Genomic DNA, 24,808 nt, shown 5'->3' with positions numbered 1-24,808 from the left:
CATTTATTGCAGGTTTACCTGCAAATGATGCTGTAAGTTCTTGAGGCTTGGGATTTCGTCTCCCGATTCGTGTCAACTGTTTGTGATCAAGCAGGGCCGGTCTATGCACGCACTCACCGCCTCGGAAAAAACAAGAGTTCCAGCTGGACCCAATTGCCAGCAGGGAGAAACCGACGTTCACCCCGGAACCCTGGGGTGCACGTATGCCTGTGCCCATTGCGCAGCCCGATAACGGATAAGTCACTATGCAAGAAATGGTTAAAGCTAAATCCACCAGGGAAAATCACCTTGAAAAATTATCCGGTAGATTCCATCTGCCCTCACCGCTCAGCTTCGCAATTATTGCCAGCTGCGCCTATCCCGCCAGCCTGTTTGCCAGTACTGCTATAGATGGCCAAGACAGGGAGATGGAACAAATGGTGGTTACCGGGGTAAAAACCGAGCTACCTCTAAACCTGCTAACAGATCCCAAAAAACCACGCCAACCACTGCCAGCGAACGACGGTGCCGATTATCTGAAAACCATTCCCGGATTTACCGTAGTCCGTAAAGGCGGCACCAGTGGCGACCCCTTGCTACGCGGTATGGGGGGATCGCGACTGGGGATGTTATTGGATGGTGAATCCATTATGGGAGGCTGCCCCGGCCGTATGGACCCGCCTACCGCCTATATATTTCCTGAGAGTCTCGATGAAATCGAAGTGATCAAGGGCCCACAAACGGTCTTGCATGGTCCCGGCCACTCGGCCGGTATAGTGCTATTTAAACAGCTGCAGGAACGCCCAACAGAAAACGAGTGGGATATGCACGCGAGCTTGCTCGCTGGTAGTGCGGAGCGCACGGATGGACTATTCGATATATCTTACAAAACCCCACAGTTTTCACTGCGCAGTTCCACCACTTCAGCTTCTGCTGACGATTATGAAGATGGCGATGGCAACAAGGTACACTCCAATTATGAACGCTGGAGTGGCAAGGTAAACCTGGCATGGACGCCAGATGATGATACCCGCCTGGAATTCGATAGTACTTTCAGCGATGGTGAGGCAGCTTATGCAGATCGTGGTGTAGATGGCAGTAAATTCGCACGAGAGAGCTACAAAGCTAAATATGTTCGCAGCAACATTGGCGAGCTGTTGAACACCGTTGAAGTTCAGGGCTACTTTAATTACATCGATCACGTCATGGATAACTACAGCTTACGTGAGCCTTCTGGCATGTCTGCCAACCCCACCGCCATGAACCTCGACAGTGAGACTTTTGGAGCCAAGCTGAGCCTGCTGTTTACTCCCTTGGAAAATATCGAGTTGACCACCGGACTGGACGCTCGTGAGAATCGCCATACGAGTCGTATGAGTATGAATCAGACGATAGTCGACTACCGTCAGCTGGAAAGGAATGCGGATGCCGAGTTCTCCCAGCTGGGTATTTTTTCCGAAGCGAGTTGGCAGCTTGTTCCCAACCAGCGCTGGATAACCGGAGCCAGGCTGGACGAGTGGGAAGTGCGCGATCTGCGCGACAACATCGCCTTAACCATGATGTCTATAGTAATCAACCCGACCGCGGGAGAAAGGCGCACAGAAACCCTGCCTAGCGGCTTTCTGCGCTATGAGCGAGCCCTACAACACACTGTCGGTATATCGGCGACTATTTATGCCGGACTGGGTTACAGTGAGCGCTTCCCCGATTACTGGGAAGTGTTCGCTCGTGAAGGGGAGGACTCCTACAGTGCACTCGATATTGAGCCGGAAAAAACTACCCAGCTGGATATCGGATATATTTACCGCAGTGAGAAACTTTCCACCAGCATTTCTGCCTTTGCCAGCGATATCCGCAACTACCTATTAGTACAAAATGACTACCAGAAGGCGGCTGTCACGACGGGCATGAGCACCATGCTCTCTATGGACAGTGGTATGGATATGGGGACGGCCACAGATACTCGCACTACTGCAGTAGCGCGCAATGTGCAGGCACGCACCTGGGGAATGGAATTCGATGCCAGTTACCAGTTAAGTGAAAACTGGCGTACGCAATTCACCCTGACATCAGTACGTGGTGCGAATGACACCGACAATACTACCCTGGCCCAGCTTCCACCTCTGGAATCACGCCTGGGACTCCATTACGAGCAACTCCAGTGGTCTGCCGGGGTATTGTGGCGGGCAATTGCCAGCCAGGATCGCGTAGATATTGGCAAAGGCAATATTATCGGTCAGGATTTCGGCCCCACGAGTTCTGCCGATGTGCTCTCCATCAACGCAGGCTGGCGCCCCAGCCAAGCCCTGCTCGTCACTACCGGTATAGACAACCTGCTGGATGAAACTTACGCAGAGCATGTCAGCCGCGCGGGAGCGGAAATCCCCAACTTCCCCCAAATCACAAGGGTCAATGAGCCGGGGCGCACTTTTTGGCTGAAAGCAGTCTACCGCATCTAGTACTTGGGGCTCTCCAGAGCCCCATATTTTTCAAGGAAAAAATTACATGCGCGCGTCCTCGGTGAGGGCGCCCATTGATGTGATTTCATACTGATGAAGAGGGGAGGGTAACCAATTTCACCTATTGACTGGCTGGCAAAAAACTCCCTATTAAAATCGATAGGAAAAATTTAAGGTCAACGTTCTTAGGTGCCCCAGGTTCACCCTGTATATAGATCCAATGTCGTTATAGTTGTATTCGATTGAGGTATCGAAATCGGGGGTCCACATAAACCGATAGCCCACCCCCAGGTTCCAGAAGGTGTCACTGCCATTGGCGTCGATAACATGATAGTAATAGCCATCGTAGTACCAATTATCATACTGGTCTCCATAGTGCCACTTGTCCTTGTGGTGATACCAGTAACCATATTTACGCACATCATTCAGGTCAATATCCGCATAATTCCAACCTGCCATCCAGTAAAGACAGTGCACATAACAGTTAAGGGTGAAATCAACCTTGAAATTGAGACCGACCTGATTGATTTCTACACGGCTGTCATCAAAGCGTGAGCCTCGTAATTCCACTTGCCACACCCCCACCGCGGGGGTAATGCCAACACTGGCATATCCAAAGAAATCCCGTCTATTGTTGAGCTGCAGCTTTCCAGATCCCAGGCCCAAGGTGCCTATAACCCGGTATTCACCCGACTCTATTCCATCGAAGGGGTTGTTCCACTCCACCGCACTGGCTACCGGAGCTAGCAACAGGGCCAGTAAATACAGAACTATTCTCATTACAACCATCCTTGTAAAGCAACTCCCTGCACAAGCGAGCAACCTAAATACTCTCCACATCGATAATGGCCCATATACCACCAGCGAAGGCCGGATTTTCCTTCAGGCTGTCCACTTCCTGGGGGCTGGGCATAGGTTCCCCATCTCGACGCAGTTCCTCCAGCCGTTGGAATATGGTTTCTGCCATTTTCTGCAAAGCACCATCAAGGGTTTCGGCATAGCAATGACAATGCGGCAGGTCCGGTGCTATGGCACCAAAGCCGGCGTATTCAATATTGTGAAGCACAACCGGGTAGCGCATTGGAAAATACTCTTATGCTTTGACTTTCCAAAGCGTAGACGGATTTCAATTACGTGGAGTTTTTTTGGTAATGAAAATCAACAATTTCCAGATAAAAGAGAATTTCAGGAGATTTCTTTTGGTTCAAAAATTCAATCCGCCGAGCAATTAATTTCACCACATTAACCTGTCAAAAATGTCAGACAACATAGATAAAATAAATTACTGAAAATCTATCAGGTATTTTTTGATGACTGCCGGCAGAAGTTAGAACGGGAAGTAAATCGTGAAATATTGCCTAACGAAAAGTACGGATATTTAATTATCCGGGCTTTCTTAATTTATAAAGACTCGATATTCAACGCGGCATTCTCCCCAGTAACGCTCGGCGGGAAAAAATCATGCCGTTATAGGTGCGCTTTAATAGGGCCTCATTTTCTGAAGGTCCATCATCCAGTGTTTCTGTTCTGCGCTGCAACCAGTCAATTTCCTGCTCCAGTTGCCGGCGCAGGCAGCGTATTTCACTGATTCGGGTATCACCCGATTTTACCGGGCTGGACATGGTGCCGACCTGTTGTTATTGCGTGTATGCACATCGACATAAAGGTGAACTCCCCCGCCAATGAGCGGCGGGGGCAATGAAATCTTAGTTCACAGGAGATTCACTGACGAGCAATGCCTGCCAATCAAAAGATGTATCACCAATCACATAAAAATACGGATTCAACAGAGAATCCTTACTGTTGTAGCGCAACAGCTGCAACTGGTCGTCAATCACTGTGCCGCCTGCTGCCTCGACCACTGCTTGCGCCGCTGCGGTATCCCATTCACAAGTAGGTGCCAGACGCGGATAGAGATCGGCAGCGCCCTCCGCTACCAGGCACAACTTCAGTGAGCTACCCATATTTTTACAGACCACAGCACCCAGCTTGGTTTCGATACGTTCCACCAACTGGTCCACCGCCCCAGCACCGTGGCTGCGACTGGCAACCAACTCAACTGCTTCGCCTGCCTCCAAGCGTGGTTTCAGTGAACGTACATGGATTTTTGTTTCACCGGACGCTGTGCGTTTGAAAGCGCCATTGCCCTTGCAACCGGCATAGGTAATACCCAGCACCGGCACATGTACCACACCCAAAACCGGCTCGCTATTTTCAATCAGCGCTACATTTACCGTAAACTCCCCAGTGCGGCGGATAAACTCCTTGGTACCATCCAGGGGATCGACTATCCAGTAGCGCTGCCACTGGCTGCGCTCTGTAAACGAGGGAACCTCCTGCTCTTCGGACAATACCGGCACGCCTTCAATCAGCTGCGCTAAGGCCGGTGCCAGAATTTTGTGCGCGGCCAGGTCCGCCGCTGTCACTGGGGAATCATCCGCCTTGGTTTCCACTTCCAGCTCGGCACTGCTGTGGTAAACCTCGAGAATCGCCTCACCAGCGCGTTCGCAGACTTCTATTACCTGCTCCAATAAAGCCTTGTTCATTAAAACTTCCTATTTCTCAGGGGCCGCCTTTAGAGGGGTTCAGGCGGAAAAAAGATCTTTGACCGACAGGTAGCGTTCACCGCTGTCGTAACTGAACACCAGCACACGACTGCCTGGGGCAAACTCGCCCTCGCGCTTTTTCACTGCGGCCAAACTGGCACCGGAGGAGATCCCTACGAAAATCCCCTCTTTTAACGCGCACTGGCGTGCCATTTCAAAACTGTCCTCTTCGCTAACCAGAACGGTGCCGTCAAGCACCTCGGTATTAAGTACCTCGGGAATAAAGCCTGCGCCAATTCCCTGCAGGCGATGAAGCCCTTTCACGCCACCACTGATCACCGGTGACTTATCCGGTTCAACCGCGTAAACCTGTAACTTGGGGAAGGATTCTTTCAGAACTTCACCACAGCCCGTGATGTGACCACCGGTGCCGACACCAGTAATCAGGTAATCCAAACCATCAGGGAAATCCTCCAGGATTTCTTTTGCGGTGGTATTGCGGTGTACTTGAGCATTGGCGCGGTTACAGAATTGCTGTGGCATCCAGCTGTGCTGATGCTGTGACAGAAGCTCTTCAGCTTTTGCAATAGCCCCTCCCATACCCTGTTCCTTGGGCGTTAAGATCAGCTCAGCGCCCATAGCTTTCATCACCTGACGACGCTCCAGCGACATGGATTCCGGCATAGTCAGGATCAAGCGATAGCCTTTTACCGCCGCCACCATGGCGAGTCCAATGCCAGTATTGCCTGAGGTGGGTTCGATGATAACGCCGCCGGGCTGCAAGGTGCCGCGACGCTCTGCATCCTCAATCATCGCCAGGGCGATACGGTCCTTGATGCTGCTGCCCGGATTAAAACGCTCCACTTTCATCCACACCTCGATATCGGAGCGGAACATATGGTTAATTTTTACATGTGGGGTATTGCCGATGGTTTCCAGAATATTGGCTGCCTTCATCGATGAAGCTCTCCGTTAATGACGCCCGCGGCACTCAAATCGGGCTACTTGGGCAATAAATTCCTGTCCGCGAATAGTAACCCAGATGACATGCACCTCGGGTTTCTGCCGACAAAAATCCAAGACTCGTGAAAAAACTGTTAGATTCCCTCAGACGGTTACAACCCATAACGATAAACAGATAATAATAAGAGTACCGCTATGACCACCAACACCGCAGCCTTGCCACAATCCGCATATCTGCCACCAGCCACATTCATACTCGGCGCTGCCCTTTTTATCCTGCTCGAGGGAGCAGGAATTCAAGGCCTGTGGATGGCTTCGCTGAAAGCTCTGCCCATTGCAATACTCGGCGTTATGGCACTGCGCCATTTGGAGGGGCTCACCCGTCACCTGACCCTGGTAGCTCTGGCCTTTTCCGCACTTGGCGATGTATTACTGGAAATGGATTTCCCCAACCAGTTTGTCTTTGGCCTCGGGGCTTTTCTACTGGCACAGTTGGTCTACGCAGCAAACTTCCTGCGCTTCGCCAATTTACGCAACCGGCGCAGCCTGTTGCGTATTGCGCCGGTTATCCTCTCCGCGGTGCTGCTGGCACGCCTGATTCTCCCTGCCACCGGGGAGCTGGCCCCGGCAGTGCTGGTATATCTGCTGGCGATCGTCGCCATGGCCCTGGCGGCCGCTGCGCACAGCGGGCAATCCGGGCTGCTGTTCAGCGGAGCGCTCATTTTCATGTTGTCCGACACGCTGATCGCCCTGAACAAGTTCATCGCACCATTACCTTTTGCCGATACGGCGATCATGCTCACTTACTACGGCGCACAGTTCACGATCCTGTACGGCATCCGTCGGGCCCAGGCATAATAGAGCCCGTCACCGGGGGGACACGTTGGCCAGCTACACTTTGGCTTCCCCCACTATTAAGAGGTAAACAGGCTCCATGCTCGACTGGCGAAGTATCGATACCGTATTGCTGGATATGGATGGCACCCTGCTGGATTTGCATTACGACAATCACTTTTGGCTCGACCACCTGCCCAGGCGTTATGCACAGGTGCATGGCCTGGACCCCAAGCAAGCACAGCAAAAGCTAGAGCGGGAGATCGACGCGCGTCGCGGCACTCTGGAATGGTACTGCCTGGATTTTTGGGCGGAAACACTGGAGCTGGATATCCTCACAATACTGCGGGAAATTGAGGAGCGTATCGCCCTGCGCCCCCATACAGAGGCTTTTCTGCAAGGCCTTCAGCAGCTGCAAAAGCCCACCTTCCTGGTCACCAACGCACATCGTCACGGGCTCAGCCACAAGCTGGAACTCACCGGCATCGACCGCTGGTTCAAGGGCATCATTTCCTCCCACGATTATGGGCACGCAAAAGAAAGCCAGCGCTTTTGGCATACCTTGCGAGAAAAGGTGGAGTTCGACCCGCAACGCACCCTTTTTGTAGATGACAACCAGAGTGTACTGGCCGCCGCACAGGACTATGGCATCACCCACCTGCTGTGTATTCGCCAGCCGGATAGCCGCGGTCCACGGCGAGATATCACCAACTTCCCGGCAATCCATCATTTCGACGAGATTATGGCCCTGGGTCAGGTGCCGCACAGCTAGACCACAGGTGATACTGCGCTCTGATAACGCATTCAGTAGAAGTTTCGAATTCAATGGAAAAAGTACGTATCGACAAGTGGCTCTGGGCCGCACGTTTTTTCAAGACCCGCAGTATCGCCAAACAGGCCATTGAGGGCGGAAAGGTGCATGCCGATGGTCAGCGGATCAAGGCCAGCAAGGAGATTACCATCGGTGCCACCCTGAGTATCCGCCAGGGCTGGGGCCTGGTTGAGATCGAGGTTTTGGCCCTGTCCGATCAACGCCGCGGCGCCGATATCGCCCGCAACCTGTATCGCGAGACCGAGCAGAGCGTCGATAGGCGCGCGCGCGAACGCAGCGAGCGCCAAGCCGCCAACGCCGGTATGCAACGTGAACGCCCCAATAAAAAGCAACGCCGCCAGATTCACCGCTTCCTGCGTGAACAAGAGTAAGCTCAATGGACAAAAATGGTGGAAAATCCGCCATCTTTTCCCATTGCTGCTACACTGGCCCCACTTAACCCGATAGAAAACAGCCATGATGAAACGACTGATCGCCATCTCCCTGCTGCTTCTGCTCGGTATGCAGACCGCAGCCGCAGATAGCCGCGAGCACGAGCAACTCAAGCGCTCAATCATCAAGATCTACACCACAGCCGCCGCCCCAGACTACTTCAACCCCTGGGCCCTGCTGAACCCCAAACAGCTGTCCGGCTCCGGTGCGGTTATCCGCGGTCAACAGATCCTCACCAATGCCCATGTGATCGCCAACGGCAGCTTTATTCAGGTACAGCGCCACGGAGATGCAAAGAAGTTTCGCGCCCGGGTGGATTTTGTCTCCCACGACGCCGACCTGGCACTACTCACAGTCGACGATAAAAGCTTCTTTGATGACACCCGCCCCCTGGCACTGGGCAAACTGCCAGATCTGCAGGAAGAGGTGACTGTTTACGGCTACCCTATCGGCGGTAAATCCCTGTCCATTACCCGTGGTGTGCTGTCCCGGGTTGAGCATCAGTATTACGCCCATGCAGAAAGCTATCTGATGGCTGGCCAGATCGACGCCGCCATCAACCCGGGCAACAGCGGTGGACCGGTCATTTCCAGTGGCCGAATTGTCGGTGTGGCCATGCAGACCAACCAGAGCGCGGAGAACCTGGGTTACTTTGTGCCCCCGAGCGTCATTGCACATGTCCTCGAAGACGCCAAAGACGGTGTGCACCAGGGCTTTCCCGAATTGGGTGTGGTCACCCAGAGCCTGGAAAGTCCCTCCATGAAAAAAGCCGCCGGGCTAAGTGAAGACCAGGACGGCGCCATGGTGGTCAAGGTGTTCAGCGATGCCCCCGCAGCCGAAGTATTAAAGCCCGGTGATGTACTGCTGGAAGTGGATGGCTTGAAGGTAGCCTCTGACCGCACTGTGGAATGGCGTGAGAACCAGCGCACCAACTATCACTATGCCGTGGACCGCCACCACGTAGGCGATAAACTGCCGGTGCGCTATTCTCGCAACGGTGAGGAACAGACCACACAGGTAACCCTGGCCGCCGCACCACCTTCTCGTGCGCTGGTATTGGGTGAACAATTTGATCAGCAGCCCCGCTACTATATCTACGGCGGTGTGGTATTCGTGCCGCTGAATATGAACTTGATCAAGCGCTGGGGTAACAGCTGGCACTCCAAAGCCCCAATAGACTACTTGTATGCACGCAACCAGTGGGGCGAAGAAACCCGTCGCGAGCTGGTAGTTGCCCTCAAGGTACTGCCAGCCAATGTCAATTTGGGTTACCACGATTGGAAAAACTGGATTATTAACTCAGTGAATGGTCACAGCGTCGCCGACTTCGACGAATTCGCTCAATTGATGGAAACCAACAAGTCTGATTTTGTGGAGCTACGCGATCGCTCCGGTTATCGCATGGTATTGGATTCTGCGGAAGCACAGGAGCAGGAACCATTGATCTTGCAGACTTACCATATTCCCCAGCGCCACTCACAAGGACTATTCAACCAGTTAGCCAACAAAGAAGAGTAATACCCGCAGCAGAATCAGGGAGGAGTCGTGAAAATAGTCAAGGAAACCCCGCTTTTTACAACCCTGCTCGGCAGCCTGTTACTGGCTGCCGCTACCAATGCCAATGAGCTCTACCGCTGGGTTGACGAGGATGGCCGCGTGCACTTCAGTGACCGTCCACCAGCAGAGGCAAAAGCGCAGGATATTTCCGGGCAACTGGGTCCGATCAACTCTGTTGATGCCACCAAAGCACCATTGAGCACAGCCGCTGTTAGCCGCAAACCTCGCGAGATTGAGCGTGAATACGAACAGCGCGAGCAGAGGGAGCAACAGGAGCGCCAGCAGGATCTGCAGCGAACCTGTAGAGAGGCTCGTAGACGGCTCAATATCCTTAACGGGCGTGTAGCGTTTTTCGATAAAGACGGCCAGGAAGTTCATTACACTGATCGTGAACGAGAGCAGATGGCTGAGAAATTCAAACGCGAGATTGCTAGGCGTTGCGGTTAAGTCCGCCACAAACACTACCCCAACCGACAGATTCACCGTCGGCGTCAGAATTTCCCCACCGAGCTACCATTTAGGCATGCACACCTCTAAAATTCCGCGGTTTTAACACCGAGGCACTCGCTCTATGTCCGATCAGCTGGAACGCTTTATCTTCTCCCAACACGATATTCGCGGGCAGATGGTGACCCTTACTGAGTCCTACCGCGAAGTGCTGGAACACAACCCGCTGCCGGCACCGGTAGCGCGCTTGCTTGGCGAGTTCCTGGCAGCAGCCTGTCTGCTCTCCACCACCCTCAAGTTCGAGGGCGTTCTCAGCATACAGGCTCGCGGCGAAGGGGACCTGCCCCTAATCATGGCGGAGTGCACCCATCACAGCGACCTGCGCGGTATTGCACGAGTAGCCGAAGGTGCACAGATCGACGATAACGCCACCTTGAGCCAGATGATTGGCAGTCGTGGCGCCCTCGCCATCACATTGGAACCAAAGCGCGGCGAGCGCTACCAGGGTGTGGTGCCAATGGAAAAAGAGAGCCTCGCAGGGTGCCTGGAAGATTACTTCACCCAGTCCGAGCAACTGGATACGCGCTTCTGGCTGGAATGCGATGGGAATAATGCAGGCGGCATCATGCTGCAGGTGTTGCCAGGCAATAATGCCGCCAGCGCCGAAGATAATCATGACGCCTGGGAAACCGCTCTGCATTTGGCGGACACCGTAACTGCGGAAGAATTATTTACTGTCTCTCATGAAGAGTTGATTCACCGCCTGTTCCACCAGCTAGAGCCGGCCACACTGGGAACAGACAGTATCCGCTTCAAGTGCAGCTGCTCACGGGAGCGCAGCGCGCAGGCACTGATATCTCTGGGCGCTGAGGATGTATTCAGGCTACTAGAGGAACAGAGCGGGGAGATTGTTACAGATTGTCAGTTCTGCAACGCCCAATATCGCTTTGACCGGGAGCAGGTCGAATCCCTGCTGAACGCCCCACCCCACACCCTGCACTAGGAAGCTCCAGCGGTGGGGGAGCACCTCTCCCCACCGGCTAGCTCGGAGGTGTTCACCCAACAAAAATTCATTAAGGGAATACAGATATTAACAGCCATAAATTTAAGAAATGACAATTCATTAAATTTCATATGACAGCGCTATCAAAGTGCAAAAAGTGACCGTATTTGCTACCCGCTTATTTTGAATTTTGCCATAATGCGCCCCCCAAATTTTGCCTGGTTGTCTAATACTTGGACGGCCCATTATTTTTTACTATCCAACATTCACGGGTAATCGACGAATGGCACAGATCGACGACACCGCGCTGGTTTTCAAGAACCTACCGCCAGCACAATTGGTAGAGCAGGCTCTTACGCGCGGCGAGGGCAAATTATCTGACACAGGCGCACTGGTCACTGAAACCGGCGCCCGCACCGGCCGCTCACCGGCGGACCGCTTTGTTGTGGAAGAGCCCTCCACCGCCGACAGTATCGCCTGGGGCAATGTGAACCGCCCCTTCTCCCAGGACAAATTCGATGCCCTGTGGGATCGCGTTGAAGCATTTGTCGCCGGCGGTGACAGCTTCGTACAGCAGCTGCATGTGGGCCAGGATGAAGATCACTACCTGCCGGTTGTCGTAACCACCCAGACCGCATGGCACAACCTGTTCGGCCGCAACATGTTTATCCGCGCCGAAAAGTACAATCCCAAAGGCAAGGAAGAGTGGCGCATCATCCACGCACCGAACTTCGTATGTGAGCCAGAGCGCGATGGCACCAACTCTGAAGGCTGTGTGATCATCAACTTCGGTCAACGCAAAGTACTGCTCGCCGGTATGCGCTACGCCGGAGAAATGAAGAAAGCAATGTTCTCTGTGCAGAACTTCCTGTTGCCAGAAAAAGACGTGATGCCAATGCATTGTGCTGCCAACGTTGGCGAAGATGGCGACACCTGTCTGTTCTTCGGCTTGTCCGGCACCGGCAAAACCACCCTTTCCGCCGACCCCGAGCGCTACCTGATTGGCGACGACGAACACGGTTGGAGTAAGGGCGCCGTGTTCAATATGGAAGGCGGCTGCTACGCCAAAACCATCGACCTGAGCCAAAAGAATGAGCCGGTTATCTGGGATGCTATCCGCTTCGGTGCCATCGTCGAGAACGTAGTTACCAACGACCATGGTACCGCAGATTACTGTGACACCAGCCTCACCGAAAATGGTCGCTGCTCTTACCCACTGGAGCACGTTGAGATGCGCCAGCTGGAAAACCGCGCCGGCGAACCGAAGAATGTGATCTTCCTGACCTGCGACGTATCCGGCGTGTTACCCCCGGTATCCATCCTTTCCAAAGAGGCCGCGGCTTACCACTTCCTGTCCGGATATACTGCCCGTGTCGGCTCCACCGAGCTGGGTGCAGAGGCCGGTATCCACCCGACGTTCTCTACCTGTTTCGGAGCGCCCTTTATGCCGCGCGCTCCCCGTGAATACGCCGACCTGCTGATGAAGCGTATTGAAGACTTCGGCTCCAAGGTATACCTGGTTAATACCGGCTGGACCGGCGGTTCGGGTGATAATGGCAAGCGCTTCCCGATCCCGGTGACCCGCGCCGTGGTTGCCGCCATTCAGAGCGGAGCATTGGAAGGTGCCGCTACAGAGCACCTGGAAGCCCTGAACCTGGATATTCCTCTGCAAGTCCCTGGGGTAGACAAGGCCTATCTGAACCCTCGCGAAGCCTGGGATGATAAGGCTGCATACGACGACCAGGCAGGCAAGTTGGCTAAATTGTTCGCTGAGAACATTGAGAAATTCAGCGTTAGTGAAGAGGTTAAGAGCGCCGGCCCCAAGGCCTGAGTTCTCCCTTCCAACGTTGACCCTTTGGCGGTGCCACATCGCCAAAGGCAATAAAAAAGCCCTGACGCCGAAAGGCCTCGGGGCTTTTTTACGTCCGCTGACTATTCCTGCCCTGTCGAATTTTGCGGCTATAGTGTTTAAACGAGCGCCGACGAATTAGACGTCTGCAGAGCGTCCCTCGCTTTGCAGCCCAGCCCCAGGAGCAGTAGTCGCAGCCCATGTCCGCAGGCAATTTTTATATCCGCTTCAGGACACTATATCCACACCAGCCACCCGGTCGCAGGGTAAACCGTTGGGTGATCGGCTGCCTGGCCCTGTTACTGGCCTCACTACTGCTGGCATTGTGGCTGTTTCTCTACCTGAAATCCCAGGAAAGGCCCTACGTGGAAATCAAGGGCCAGCGTATTGCCAGCGGAGAGAGTTTTGAGAGCTTCTTGCGCAATGGCAACAATCGCGAACGAGTGCAAGCCCTCAGCCATTACCTGTCGAGCCAGGGCCTTGGCAAAGTTGTCCCGGTGAGTAACTTACTGCGCCAGGGCGGTGAATGGCTCGAACTAAAGGAGCCCCCTTTTGCAATCCCCCCTCAGGATCAATGGCAAAACATCACCAACACCCTGGCACTGCTGAGGGATCAAATCATCCCCCTGATTGGCCCAGTGGATGTCGTATCGGCATTTCGCAGCGATAGCTACAACCGTAAGTTGGAGCACAGTGACAGGGCTCGGCACCGGGACTTTTGCGCCTTGGATCTGATTCCAAAATCCAACATCAGTCACCGGGAGTTGGTAGAGGAATTGCGCACACTTCACGCACGTCTCGGCCCCGAGAGTAATTTGGGCCTCGGTCTCAGCGATGGGGTGCGCTTTCATATCGACACCTGTGGCTATCGCATCTGGTAATTGCGGAGATCACCGTGGATACTCAAGACAACAGAGAATGCGAACTCGAAAGCCCGCAAACTCAGCGCCGTCGCTTGCTGCTATTCGGTGCCATTCTACTTATAGCCATTTTGGTCATACTGCTTTTCACCTCGGAAAAAACAAGGGAGCTGGGAGAGCGCTTAATCAGCCCCATAGACCTACTTCCATTGCCGGAAATCCCCGATGTATACGATATCCAGGGGTATCCGGCAGCCTCTGAAAGAGTTTTCAGCCGCTTCCTAAAGCAGAAGGGCAACCATGCACTGTATTCCAAGTTAAAAGATTTCCTGCGTATAAACCGGGTGGATCAGGTGGTGCCTCCTTTTGAACTGTTGCGCCAGGGCAGCGACTGGCAGGACCTGGAAGAACCGCCGTTTGCCATTCCCCCGGTAGAAAACTGGGGGGCCATGGTGTACACCCTGCGGGCGGTGCAGCGGGAAATCGTGCCGATTATCGGTCCCGTCACCGTGGTCTCCGGCTGGCGCACCACCAGTTACAACAGTAAGGCCGGCGGCTCCAGGGGCAGTAAACATTTGCATTTTTGTGGTTTGGATATTGTCCCGCAGAAAAAATTCTCCCGCGAACAACTGGTGCCTGTGCTGAAAAATATCCATAAACACAATGGCCGGCAATGGAATATGGGCCTGGGTATTTATAAAGGTATTCGCTTTCACGTAGACACCTGCGGTTACAGGCGCTGGTAAATCCTCCATTCTTCTGCTTAGATAGAGCGCAAATAAGGCGCCCGATACCACAGGGCTTTCGCAGAAGCAGAGGAAGTTTCCGTGCAGGAAAAATTAGAAAGGCGCTCATTTATCCTTTCATTATTGCTGGTATCAGTGGCCTTCCTGCTGCTGGTAAAACCTTTTTTTACACCGATATTCTGGGCCTGTGCAACCGCCCTGATTTTTTATCCGGTGTACCGCCGGCTGATGCAGCGCTTTCCCAACTCACCCAACTCCATGGCACTACTGACACTATTCATGTGTATTGTGCTACTGGTAATACCCGTGCTTGTGGTAGCCACCTCATTTATTAACGAGGCAGTATCGCTGTATCACAAAGTACAAAATGGCGAGATTGATATTTCCAAATCCCTGGAACAGGTGCGCAGCACTTTTCCGCGAGTCAACGATGTGCTCGAAGGTATTGGTGTCGATATCGACGAGGCGAAGCAACGCTTACTCGGCGGAGTGATGAACGCGGGCAGCTTTATCGCCAAAAATGCTATTGAGGTAGGCCAGAACACTGTTAACTTTTTTGTCATGCTGGGCTTGATGCTCTATCTCACCTTCTTTTTAATCCGCGACGGTGAGCGACTGGTAAACCTGATTATTCACGCCCTGCCCCTCGGTGACGAACGCGAACACCTGCTGCTGGCCAAGTTTGCCGAGGTTACCCGCGCAACCATCAAGGGCAACCTGGTGGTCGCCATTACCCAGGGTACCCTGGGCGGTATTATTTTCTGGGTCCTCGACCTGCCCGCTCCACTACTGTGGGGTGTGCTAATGACCCTGCTATCGCTGTTGCCAGCTGTAGGTGCCGCATTGATCTGGTTCCCCGCATCCATTTATCTGTACGGGATTGGCGAGCCGATAAAGGCCTCCATACTGCTCGCCTACGGATTTACCGTCATTAGCCTGGTGGATAACCTGCTGCGCCCGATATTGGTTGGGCGAGATACCAAGCTGCCAGACTATCTTGTACTGTTTTCTACAGTGGGCGGCCTCTTTATGTTCGGTATCAGCGGCTTCGCCATAGGCCCGCTACTCGCAGCACTATTCCTCGCGTTTTGGGAGATATTTATGAGGGAGTTTGTTCATCCAGAAGATATGCTGATGCCACCTAAGCCTGACGGTGACTAAATTGTTTTAATCCGCTTCGGGGGCTGGGGACTCCCGTTCGCGCAGCGCTTTAAAACGCTGGTTGAGATTACTCATCGGCACCTGATCAACCAGCAGCACACCTTCATTGGCCCGGTCTAAATCGGCAATCAATAAAATCACCGTAGCGAATGTAAGTGCCAGGGCCAACACTACCTGCGCCGAACCACCGCGACTAGACCCCAGTTGGTAACCGATAGCAAACATGGCGAGTATGGTCATAAAATACAGCGCCAGCCATAGGGGCGCTGGAATACGATATTGTAAGCCCACCACCACCCTGGCACGATGCAAGTCCATCATCCTGTTAACCGGGTCGGCGAACTGGCGCAGATAATCTGCGTTGTAGTCCCAGGCGATATGGCCCTGTACCAACTGCCATAATTCCCGCTGAATTTCCTCGCTGCGAGCAATATCTGCAGGGCTCACCGGAGTGGAAGGATCAAAGTCGCGCAAATCCACATATTCCGCAAGTAGTCCACGGGCGCGATCGCGCTCCATCTCCTCGAGAAAACCCGCATTCAGGTAGGCCGCCTGGATGGTATTGACCTCCTGTAATAACAAGGCCTTGCGCTCATTAAAGCGGTCCGCCGTCATATTAAAGGTAAAGGCCAATACAAATGCCACCAAGCCCAGGGTCGCCGCCACAGCACTACCGATCGACGACTCTCCATTGATGGTTTCTTTTTTGAGTCGCCTACGCCCCCAGAATACCCCTAGCGCCAAAGCGCAGAGAACCAGCGCTACAGTAATCAGATAGATCAGCGGCAGTGGCAGCGTGTAAAATATATTGCCCGAATGCATAGGGGACCTCACAGACTCAGGAAAGTCTGGTCCAAGGAAATGGCACTGACCAGTTTTCCTAAACTCTCTACAGGGCAGGAGGTTCCATGGGCAACCACCTCCAACCTACTAGTGTGTACCACTTTGTAGCGGTAGCATAGGCGCAATTTGTTCAAGAGCGATTTGACCTATGAAATACTGGATTACCCTGATTGTGACTGCATTTTTCAGCCTGCCAGTGATGGCACTTGAAGTTGGCGACAAGGCGCCGGACTTCTCCCTCAAGGGATCTGATGGCAACACACACAGGCTGGCTGAGCACAAAGGTAAAAATGCTGTGGTCATTGCCTGGTATCCACGGGCCTTTACCAAAGGCTGCACCATCGAGTGCAAGTCACTGGCAAAAAATGGGCACAGAATTCGTCAATTTAATACGGCCTATTTTATGGCGAGCACCGATGATATCGATGAAAACATACGCTTCGCCAAACAAAACGGCGCCGACTTCCCCCTCCTGAGCGATCCAACGGGAGAGGTCGCCAAATCCTATGGCGTATTAATTCCAATGATAAATATCGCACGGCGCATTACCGTCTATATCGGTAAGGATGGAAAAATTCTAAAAATTGATAAAGATATCAACCCTGCCACCAGCGCAGAGGATATCGCCAGGAATCTGGCCAAACTCGGTGTGGAAAGAAGTGAACTTTAAATAAATATCAAGCAAAGTGGCTCTAGTTTCTTTACTAAGGGCCACTTTTATTCAGGCCGGTTTAGTTGTCATACTTCGTCACTGTATTACGAAAGAGATACCAAAACAGCATTTCTCCCCCTCGAAATCTCCAAGCCATTTACAAACACTCAAGGTCTCCTCTCCCTGACTGGATTTAACTACATGCTCAAGTAAATAATCCGGTTCGCCGCTAGCAAAGACGCGCATATCCGCCTTCCTTAACGCCTCGGCATTCTCCGCCCAGACCAACTGGTTATCAGTCTTCCCTACCACATCCTCACCTGCCAACTCACAGATCTTGCGATTAGCCCAAATATATTTTTCGCCTTTATCTTTCACCCAAAACAGGAATGGCACGTTATCGACAACACTGAGCTCTCCGGCGTTCATAGAAATCCCCTCTGACAGCTACTCACACATTTAAAATCAATTAATAAATAAAAGTGTAAAAGCCAAAGAGAAATTTGCCCGCTTCATTCATTGAAATTTTAAAGTGAAAATCTAATTCATCCGTTTCAATAGGGTTTACAGTACAAAATTAATCCCTAATACCCGCTAATTTCCAATTCTTTAAGTTTTCTCGTCAGTGTATTCCGCCCCCAACCCAGCAAGTCCGCTGCATCGCGCTTGCGCCCAGCCGTGTGCTTCAAGGCAATTTCTATTAAAGCGCGTTCAAAAGCGGGAACAGCCTCACTGAGTATTTCACGCCGTCCGGAAGAAAGGGCTTGATCCGCCCAGATACGCAGGGACTTTTGCCAGTCCAGCGGAGACTCAGCCTCTTGCCCCTGTTGATGCAGCTCCTGGGGCAGGTCTTCAATATGCACTTCGCGACCAGAGGCCATTACAGTAATCCAACGACAGGTATTTTCCAGCTGGCGTACATTGCCAGGCCAGTCGAGCCCCGACAGGTATTCCTCGCTTTCCTTGGTCAGGATTTTTGGCTCCACCCCCAGGTCTTTGGCGGCGGCATTGAAAAAATGGCGCACCAATCTGGGGATATCCTCGCGGCGATCAGCAAGCCTGGGAATATGAATACGAATTACATTCAGGCGGTGGAACAGATCCTCACGAAACTTGTGCTGAAGCACCAGTTCCTCAAGATTTTGATGGGTAGCAGCGATAATACGCACATCCACTTTTACCGGTGTATGGCCACCTACCCGGTAAAACTCCCCATCCGCCAGGACGCGTAATAAGCGGGTCTGGGTTTCCGCAGGCATATCGCCAATTTCATCCAGGAAGAGAGTACCGCCATTGGACTGCTCAAAACGACCGGCGCGTTGCGAGCTAGCACCCGTAAAAGCACCTTTTTCATGGCCAAACAATTCAGACTCCATCAGATCCTTGGGGATGGCGGCCATATTCAGGGCGATAAATGGCTTATCTCTGCGCGGACTGTGATTGTGTAGTGCCTGTGCCACCAACTCTTTACCAGTGCCGGACTCACCATTGATCAATACCGTAATATTGGAGTGTGACAGTCGGCCTATTGCACGGAAGACTTCCTGCATGGCAGGTGCTTCGCCAATAATTTCTTTATTTTCAGTGCCATTCTCCGGCTCAAAACGTTCCTCCTGCGCCTGCTCACTCGCGTGTACCAATGCACGGCGCGTGACGGCTACTGCTTCATCGATATCAAAAGGCTTGGGCAGGTATTCGAAAGCGCCACCCTGGTAGGCGGCAACAGCGCTATCCAGGTCCGAGTGGGCAGTCATAATAATAATTGGCAGGCTCGGGCGCTCCGCCTGGAAACGCTGCAGTAATTTGAACCCATCGGAGCCCGGCATACGAATATCACTGATCACCACATCCGGTGAGTCACTATAAAAATCATCCAGGGCACGGTCGCCGCTCTCGTAACATTGTGTCTCTATTCCCTCACGAGAAAGCGCCCTTTCCAGCACCCAGCGGATAGATCGGTCGTCGTCAATAATCCAAACGCGATTACTCATTCTCTAGGTTCCTGTATTGGCTGATTCGGTAGCAAGTGGCAAATAAATCTGGAATACAGTGCGGCCGGGACGGCTATCGCACTTAATTAGGCCGCGATGCTGATTGATAATGTTCTGCGATATGGAAAGGCCCAACCCCGAACCCTCGGCACGCCCGGAAATCATCGGGAAAAAGATACGCTCACGAATCTCCTCGGGAATACCCGAGCCGTTATCTTCAATTTCAATGCGGCATACCAGCGGGCAGTTGCGCCGGCCGATAGTGAATTGACGCTGTACTCTGGTGCGTAACACCATTTCGCCGCTGGTGAGGCCAATGCTCTCGCTAATTGACTGCATGGCATTGCGGGCAATATTCAGCAATGCCTGAATCAGCTGTTCACGATCTGCCGGCACATCGGGAATAGAGGGGTCATAATCCCGGCGGATGCCCAGCTCACCACCACACTCCGCCTCCAGCAACTGCGCCACCCGCTCCAAAATTTCATGGATATTGGTATCCACCAACTGTACCGGTTGACGCGGCCCCAGCAGGCGGTCCACCAAATTACGCAGGCGATCCACCTCCTCAATGATGATCTGGGTGTACTCCTCGAGGGAGGCATCTGGCAACTCCCGTTGCAAAAGTTGTGCGGCGCCGCGAATACCACCGAGAGGATTTTTCACTTCGTGGGCCATACCCCGCACCAGATTGCGCGCGGTTTCCTGAGTGCTGAGCAGTGCATCTTCGCGGGCAATGCGCAGAAGGCGGTCCATCGCTTGCACCTCAACCAATAGGACACCCAGCTCCGGCAACGGGCTTACCGAGTAATCTACGGTGCGCGCCTCCAGATTGTGCAGGCGCCAACGAGCACGTCGCACAGTGTATTTTTCACCGCTAGATAAAGCGCTCTGCAGGGCCTTTTGCGCATCTACTGACTCTCGTACCACCTCTTCCAGTGGCAGGCCAATGACCCGAGTGCTGGATGCCGCCAACAGGTCCTCGGCAGCGTTGTTCAGATAGCAGAGAGATAACTTGTCATCCAGCACCAGGACAGCTGAAGTGAGGTTGTCTAGAAGCTGGCGCAACTGGCGATCTTTGAGCATTCAGTGGTTTCCGGTTCTCTGCGGCGGCCAGGGTAAAGTTCTCCACCCGGCGCGGTAAGCCCTTGTATCTAGCCAGTGCAAAAAGCAAACCAAAATGGCGCACAGGGTCATCTACAGCCGCAACACCCAATTTAGAAGGGTAATTGCAGTGCGCAAATCGACACGAGTCGTTTATACAACCCTTAAGGATCAAGCCCGCGCAGCTAGAAGAAGAGAATGCACCACAGTGGTGCAAAGGTCAAAATTTAACCTTTCTGGAGGGGCATAGTGAATACAATGTGCGAGACAGAGAAGACAGGCAAAAAATAATGAGGCCCTGCTACCACCTAGAACGGCAGCAGGTAACCGAGGTACTCAGGGCTGAGATTGTGACTGGGCCAGGCTGGATCCAAGTAGTGAAGCTTTGGGCACCCGGGGTGCCTGAGGGTTAGTGTTGTCCAGTTGGGCCACACTGGGGCGCTTCACATAAACGGTAATTACCTGGGAGCGGGCCAGTACTTGCCCACTGGCATTGACAAGCACCGCCTGCACGCTGTGACTGCCGCGCTCCAGAGCTGATATATCTAAGTTTGAGCCCGCAGAGCTACCACTCCACGGTTGACCATCTACCACCGCAAAAAAACTGGCGCCTTCTGGATAGGCCGGCTGCACATCCACTTGCAGGGGAATAAAGCGCTGTCCCGGAGGAATAGTGGCGCCGTCAATCGGACTCACAATCTGGATGGAAACTGGACCGGAGCTGCCCTCTTTGCTGCCTTCATCTCTCCCCTCATTTTTTGGAGAGAGCTTGCGGGTTGGCTGCGTACGCGGCAGAGCAATCGGCTGAACATTAATTGGGGCCAGTTCGACCTTTTGTGCATCGCCATTGGCAGGCGGTGTATCGCTGAAAGTGACCTGGCCATCGGGACCGATAACCTTGTAGATGGCGCCAGAACCACTGCCACCGTCAGTACCAGCCAGGGCAACCATGGGGATGACAAGGAAAAGTGCCTGAAGCAGTCTCATATATCCCATAAAACGTGTTCGGCCGCTTTGCGGACGCTCCTTTTCACCTACCCCTGTCGGGGATTCAATCGGATTGGGCAGTACTCACATAAACCGCCAGAACCACAAGCGGCAAAAACAACCTTCCCAACTGACAGTTTACCCGCAATAAAAAAGCCCGCACCAGGGCGGTGCGGGCTTTTCGAGAACAGCTAGGCGGCAACTTTGTGATGCCGGTCGCTATTACACGGAGTAGTACATGTCGAACTCGACCGGGTGAGTGGTCATATTCAAGCGCTCTACTTCTTCGCGTTTCAGCTCGATGTAAGCATCGATCGCGTCGTTGGTGAATACCCCACCTTCAATAAGGAACTCGCGATCCTTATCCAATGCATCCAGGGCACCTTCCAGGCTGGCAGCAACGGTCGGGTACTCGGCCAACTCTTCCGGCGGCAGATCGTACAGGTCCTTGTCGGCGGCATCTCCGGGGTGAATCTTGTTCTTAATGCCGTCGAGGCCCGCCATCAGCAGCGCGGCAAACGCCAGATAAGGGTTGGCGGTCGGATCTGGGAAGCGGGTCTCGATACGCTTGCCCTTCGGCGAAGTCACATACGGGATACGGATAGAGGCGGAGCGGTTGCGCGCGGAGTAGGCCAGAATAACCGGCGCTTCAAAGCCCGGTACCAGACGCTTGTAGGAGTTAGTGGACGCGTTACAAATCGCGTTCAGCGCGCGTGCGTGCTTCACGATACCGCCGATGTAATAGAGGGCTGCCTCAGACAGGCCCGCGTATGCGTCGCCAGCAAACTGGTTTACACCATCCTTGGTGAAGGACTGGTGTACATGCATGCCGGAACCATTGTCACCTACCAGAGGCTTGGGCATGAAGGTCGCAGTCTTACCGTAGGCGTGCGCTACATTGTGCACTGCATATTTTAGAATCTGTACCTCGTCCGCTTTCTTGGTCAGGGTATTGGCGGCTACGCCAATCTCACACTGGCCAGCGGTGCCAACTTCGTGGTGGTGCACTTCTACCTGCAGGCCCATTTGCTCCATAGCGGAACACATAGCAGCACGCACATCGTGCAGGGAGTCAACCGGGGGAACTGGGAAGTAGCCACCCTTAACGCCGGGACGGTGGCCGATATTACCTTCACTGAAATTGTGACCAGAAGACCAAGCCGCTTCTTCAGAGTTGATCTTGTAAAAGGCACCGCCCATTTCGGCGCCCCAGGTGATATCGTCAAAGACAAAGAACTCGGGCTCGGGGCCAAACAGTGCGGTATCACCCAGGCCTGTAGACTTCAGGTATTCCTCTGCGCGCATGGCGATGGAGCGGGGGTCGCGCTCGTAACCCTGACCGGTGATCGGGTCTACGATGTTACAGCGAATAATTACAGTACTCTCATCGGTGAAGGGGTCGAGGAAAGCAGTTTCATCATCCGGCATCAGGATCATGTCGGACTCGTTAATGCCCTTCCAGCCGGCGATGGAGGAACCATCAAACATCTTTCCTTCTTCGAAGAACTCGCCGTCAATTTCCGATACTGGGATGGAAACGTGCTGCTCTTTACCCTTGGTATCGGTGAAGCGCAGGTCTACCCATTTTGCTTCACTTTCATTAATCAAACCGAGCGTTTTCGCTGACATTGCTGTCCTCCAGGTCTTGAAAAGTATTTGGTCGCTATGCCTATGCTGCCGGCATTCACTCTTTACCTGGCGTGAAATAAAGCAAGGAGTGTGCCAAATTAGGGCAACTGTGTCGCAGTGGCGGTTGTCGCCGGTGCTAACCTCAGTGCAGGACCGACTGGGGCAGGATAGATGCATTGTGGCTGGGCGGCCACACGTACACGCACCAATATGGCGCACATTAATCCAAGCTCCGCCCGATAACGGTGCGCAACCAAGTTGCCTCTGGCTAGTTTATAATGCCGCACCTTCTATCAACATGCGGTACCCGACGGATTCCCATGCACTTTGTCGTCAAGTTTTTCCCCGAGATCACCATCAAGAGTAACCCTGTGCGCAAGCGTATGTCGCGGCAGCTCAAGGACAACCTGCAGCGCCTGCTGCGCCAGCTGGACGATCGTATCCAGGTGCGCAAAGACTGGGAAAAGATCGATGTGATCGCCCCGGATGCCGTAGCCCACCTCGGTGGGCGTATCGAAGAGGTTCTCTCCCACACACCCGGCATCGCCAACTTCTCCCGTGTACGCCAGTTCCCCCTGGGCGACCTGCACGATATGTATGAGAAGACCCTGGCGGTTTGGGGCCCGGCGCTGAAGGGCAAAACTTTTTGTGTACGGGTAAAGCGCACCGGCAAGCACGACTTCCAGTCCCTGGATGTGGAACAGTATGTGGGTGGTGGCCTCAACAAGAATACGGAGGCGGCCGGGGTAAAACTGAAGAACCCGGATATCACCGTGAAGCTGGAAGTCCGCCACGACAAACTCAACGTGATCGAAGTTCAGCACCCCGGTCTCGGTGGCTTTCCGTTGGGCACACAGGACCCGGTGCTATCACTGGTATCCGGCGGTTTTGACTCTACCGTTGCCAGCTACCTGATGATGAAGCGCGGTCTGCGTACCCATTTCCTGTTTTTCAACCTTGGTGGGCGCCAGCATGAGCTGGGCGTGAAGGAAGTGGCCTACTACCTATGGAATAAATACGGTGCTTCCCATCGGGTGCGTTTCGTGACAGTGCCATTTGATGAGGTAGTGGCGGAAATTCTCGAGCGCGTCGACGACTCCCATATGGGCGTAATTTTAAAGCGCATGATGTTGCGTGCCGCCGATGTCATTTCCAAGGAGCTGGAAGTGGACGCTGTAGTAACCGGCGAAGCCATTGCCCAGGTATCCAGCCAGACCCTGAAGAACCTGGCAGTGATCGATAGTGTCACTAATACCCTGGTTCTGCGCCCGCTGATTACCACCGATAAAACTGACATTATCCGTACCTCCAGGGCAATCGGCACAGAAGAATTCGCGGCAAATATGCCCGAATATTGTGGCGTAATCTCGGTCAAACCCACCACTCGCGCGAAGATTGAGAAGGTGGAATCCGAGGAAAACCGCTTCGATTTCACCGTCCTCGATCGCGCTATCAGCAATCGTTCGATCCAGAATATCGACGAAGTCATCGAGGAGGTTGACGGCCAGGCGCCGGAAGTGGAAATTCGCGAAGAGCCCGGCAGTGCCGTGGTACTCGATATCCGCCACCCCGATGAGGAGGAAATGGACCCGCTGGAGCTGGAGGGCTGCGAAGTTCAGACCATCCCCTTCTACCGCCTCAACAACAGCTTCGCCCAATTGGATCAGGAGCGTGAATACCTACTCTATTGTGCCCGCGGTGTTATGAGCCGGCTGCATGCCTCTCACCTGATGGATGAGGGCTTCCGCAATGTCGGTGTGCTGCGCCCGCAGCTCCCGCACAGGCCGGAAGGTATCAAGAAGTAATCAGGGCGCGGACAGTCCTCTGCCTGCGCCTGTTCCCGCTCCCAGAGCCCGCCCCTCTGAGAGCGGGCGGTGATTTTTTACTCAAAATTACTCCCAATTGTCATTCGCCCCCCCTATAATCGCCGCCTT

24 protein-coding genes are annotated in these 24,808 nt (G+C 53.5%); 13 read left to right on the top strand and 11 right to left on the bottom strand.

The window, feature by feature from the left end; all coding sequences use genetic code 11:
- Positions 1-245: 245 nt before the first annotated feature.
- Positions 246-2,438 carry a TonB-dependent copper receptor gene (locus tag GL2_RS08025; protein ID WP_143730163.1) on the top strand — a complete coding sequence of 731 codons (2,193 nt, stop codon included), beginning with the start codon at positions 246-248 and terminating at the stop codon, positions 2,436-2,438.
- 150 nt (positions 2,439-2,588) lie between these two features.
- Here the strand turns inward: GL2_RS08025 and GL2_RS08020 are convergent, their stop codons facing one another.
- The 5 genes from GL2_RS08020 to cysK all read right to left on the bottom strand — a co-directional run bounded on the left by GL2_RS08020 (position 2,589) and on the right by cysK (position 5,941).
- Positions 2,589-3,218 (bottom strand): outer membrane beta-barrel protein, encoded by a 630-nt coding sequence (locus GL2_RS08020; RefSeq protein ID WP_232053791.1) that lies wholly within the window; start codon positions 3,216-3,218, stop codon positions 2,589-2,591.
- A 43-nt stretch (positions 3,219-3,261) separates the two neighbouring features.
- The gene (locus GL2_RS08015) at positions 3,262-3,519 is read right to left on the bottom strand and encodes a type II toxin-antitoxin system HicB family antitoxin (RefSeq protein WP_143730161.1); all 258 of its coding nucleotides are present in this window, start codon (positions 3,517-3,519) and stop codon (positions 3,262-3,264) included.
- Positions 3,520-3,856: 337 nt separating this feature from the next.
- The gene (locus GL2_RS08010) at positions 3,857-4,060 is read right to left on the bottom strand and encodes a hypothetical protein (RefSeq protein ID WP_143730160.1); all 204 of its coding nucleotides are present in this window, start codon (positions 4,058-4,060) and stop codon (positions 3,857-3,859) included.
- Between the two features lie 84 nt (positions 4,061-4,144).
- Complete coding sequence (gene cysQ, locus GL2_RS08005) at positions 4,145-4,984, bottom strand: 3'(2'),5'-bisphosphate nucleotidase CysQ (protein ID WP_143730159.1); 840 nt, start codon at positions 4,982-4,984, stop codon at positions 4,145-4,147.
- Between the two features lie 39 nt (positions 4,985-5,023).
- A complete protein-coding gene (gene cysK, locus GL2_RS08000; protein ID WP_143730158.1) occupies positions 5,024-5,941 on the bottom strand; it encodes a cysteine synthase A in 918 nt (305 codons plus the stop codon).
- A gap of 201 nt (positions 5,942-6,142) precedes the next feature.
- Here cysK and GL2_RS07995 point away from each other — a divergent pair, with 201 nt between their 5' ends.
- The 10 genes from GL2_RS07995 to GL2_RS07950 all read left to right on the top strand — a co-directional run bounded on the left by GL2_RS07995 (position 6,143) and on the right by GL2_RS07950 (position 15,668).
- Positions 6,143-6,805 carry a lysoplasmalogenase gene (locus tag GL2_RS07995; protein ID WP_143730157.1) on the top strand — a complete coding sequence of 221 codons (663 nt, stop codon included), beginning with the start codon at positions 6,143-6,145 and terminating at the stop codon, positions 6,803-6,805.
- A 76-nt stretch (positions 6,806-6,881) separates the two neighbouring features.
- Positions 6,882-7,553 (top strand): GMP/IMP nucleotidase, encoded by a 672-nt coding sequence (yrfG, locus tag GL2_RS07990; protein ID WP_143730156.1) that lies wholly within the window; start codon positions 6,882-6,884, stop codon positions 7,551-7,553.
- A gap of 53 nt (positions 7,554-7,606) precedes the next feature.
- Positions 7,607-7,984, top strand: coding sequence for an RNA-binding S4 domain-containing protein (locus tag GL2_RS07985; protein ID WP_143730155.1), 378 nt, complete (start codon positions 7,607-7,609; stop codon positions 7,982-7,984).
- 85 nt (positions 7,985-8,069) lie between these two features.
- On the top strand, positions 8,070-9,563 hold the full coding sequence (locus GL2_RS07980) for a serine protease (protein ID WP_143730154.1): 1,494 nt from the start codon (positions 8,070-8,072) through the stop codon (positions 9,561-9,563).
- A gap of 27 nt (positions 9,564-9,590) precedes the next feature.
- On the top strand, positions 9,591-10,049 hold the full coding sequence (locus GL2_RS07975; protein ID WP_143730153.1) for a DUF4124 domain-containing protein: 459 nt from the start codon (positions 9,591-9,593) through the stop codon (positions 10,047-10,049).
- Between the two features lie 124 nt (positions 10,050-10,173).
- A complete protein-coding gene (gene hslO / locus GL2_RS07970) occupies positions 10,174-11,052 on the top strand; it encodes an Hsp33 family molecular chaperone HslO (RefSeq protein WP_143730152.1) in 879 nt (292 codons plus the stop codon).
- 283 nt (positions 11,053-11,335) lie between these two features.
- Complete coding sequence (locus tag GL2_RS07965) at positions 11,336-12,883, top strand: phosphoenolpyruvate carboxykinase (RefSeq protein ID WP_143730151.1); 1,548 nt, start codon at positions 11,336-11,338, stop codon at positions 12,881-12,883.
- 218 nt (positions 12,884-13,101) lie between these two features.
- Positions 13,102-13,782: a hypothetical protein gene (locus GL2_RS07960; protein WP_143730150.1), complete on the top strand. Its 681-nt coding sequence runs from the start codon at positions 13,102-13,104 to the stop codon at positions 13,780-13,782.
- A gap of 14 nt (positions 13,783-13,796) precedes the next feature.
- Positions 13,797-14,507 (top strand): D-Ala-D-Ala carboxypeptidase family metallohydrolase, encoded by a 711-nt coding sequence (locus GL2_RS07955; protein WP_143730149.1) that lies wholly within the window; start codon positions 13,797-13,799, stop codon positions 14,505-14,507.
- 81 nt (positions 14,508-14,588) lie between these two features.
- Entirely contained in the window at positions 14,589-15,668 is a 1,080-nt protein-coding gene (locus GL2_RS07950) for an AI-2E family transporter (RefSeq protein ID WP_143730148.1), read from the top strand.
- A gap of 6 nt (positions 15,669-15,674) precedes the next feature.
- Here the strand turns inward: GL2_RS07950 and GL2_RS07945 are convergent, their stop codons facing one another.
- The gene (locus tag GL2_RS07945) at positions 15,675-16,490 is read right to left on the bottom strand and encodes a hypothetical protein (RefSeq protein ID WP_143730147.1); all 816 of its coding nucleotides are present in this window, start codon (positions 16,488-16,490) and stop codon (positions 15,675-15,677) included.
- Positions 16,491-16,659: 169 nt separating this feature from the next.
- On the opposite strand from GL2_RS07945, the gene GL2_RS07940 reads away from it, so the two are divergent.
- A complete protein-coding gene (locus GL2_RS07940) occupies positions 16,660-17,181 on the top strand; it encodes a peroxiredoxin (RefSeq protein WP_143730146.1) in 522 nt (173 codons plus the stop codon).
- 78 nt (positions 17,182-17,259) lie between these two features.
- Here GL2_RS07940 and GL2_RS07935 read toward each other — a convergent pair whose 3' ends face one another.
- The 5 genes from GL2_RS07935 to glnA all read right to left on the bottom strand — a co-directional run bounded on the left by GL2_RS07935 (position 17,260) and on the right by glnA (position 22,874).
- Positions 17,260-17,592 carry a PAS domain-containing protein gene (locus GL2_RS07935; protein WP_143730145.1) on the bottom strand — a complete coding sequence of 111 codons (333 nt, stop codon included), beginning with the start codon at positions 17,590-17,592 and terminating at the stop codon, positions 17,260-17,262.
- A 155-nt stretch (positions 17,593-17,747) separates the two neighbouring features.
- A complete protein-coding gene (gene ntrC, locus GL2_RS07930; protein ID WP_143730144.1) occupies positions 17,748-19,154 on the bottom strand; it encodes a nitrogen regulation protein NR(I) in 1,407 nt (468 codons plus the stop codon).
- A 3-nt stretch (positions 19,155-19,157) separates the two neighbouring features.
- Complete coding sequence (gene glnL / locus GL2_RS07925) at positions 19,158-20,240, bottom strand: nitrogen regulation protein NR(II) (protein ID WP_143730143.1); 1,083 nt, start codon at positions 20,238-20,240, stop codon at positions 19,158-19,160.
- A 354-nt stretch (positions 20,241-20,594) separates the two neighbouring features.
- Positions 20,595-21,245 carry a DUF4124 domain-containing protein gene (locus tag GL2_RS07920; RefSeq protein WP_232053790.1) on the bottom strand — a complete coding sequence of 217 codons (651 nt, stop codon included), beginning with the start codon at positions 21,243-21,245 and terminating at the stop codon, positions 20,595-20,597.
- A 222-nt stretch (positions 21,246-21,467) separates the two neighbouring features.
- Complete coding sequence (gene glnA, locus GL2_RS07915) at positions 21,468-22,874, bottom strand: glutamate--ammonia ligase (RefSeq protein ID WP_143730141.1); 1,407 nt, start codon at positions 22,872-22,874, stop codon at positions 21,468-21,470.
- Between the two features lie 320 nt (positions 22,875-23,194).
- Here glnA and thiI point away from each other — a divergent pair, with 320 nt between their 5' ends.
- The gene (gene thiI, locus GL2_RS07910; protein ID WP_143730140.1) at positions 23,195-24,679 is read left to right on the top strand and encodes a tRNA uracil 4-sulfurtransferase ThiI; all 1,485 of its coding nucleotides are present in this window, start codon (positions 23,195-23,197) and stop codon (positions 24,677-24,679) included.
- The last annotated feature ends 129 nt before the right edge of the window (positions 24,680-24,808 follow it).

The sequence above is a fragment of the Microbulbifer sp. GL-2 genome (assembly GCF_007183175.1).
Classification (GTDB): Bacteria; Pseudomonadota; Gammaproteobacteria; order Pseudomonadales; family Cellvibrionaceae; genus Microbulbifer.
Note: the sequence above shows the minus strand (reverse complement) of the source record. Positions and strands in the feature narration are given on the sequence as shown.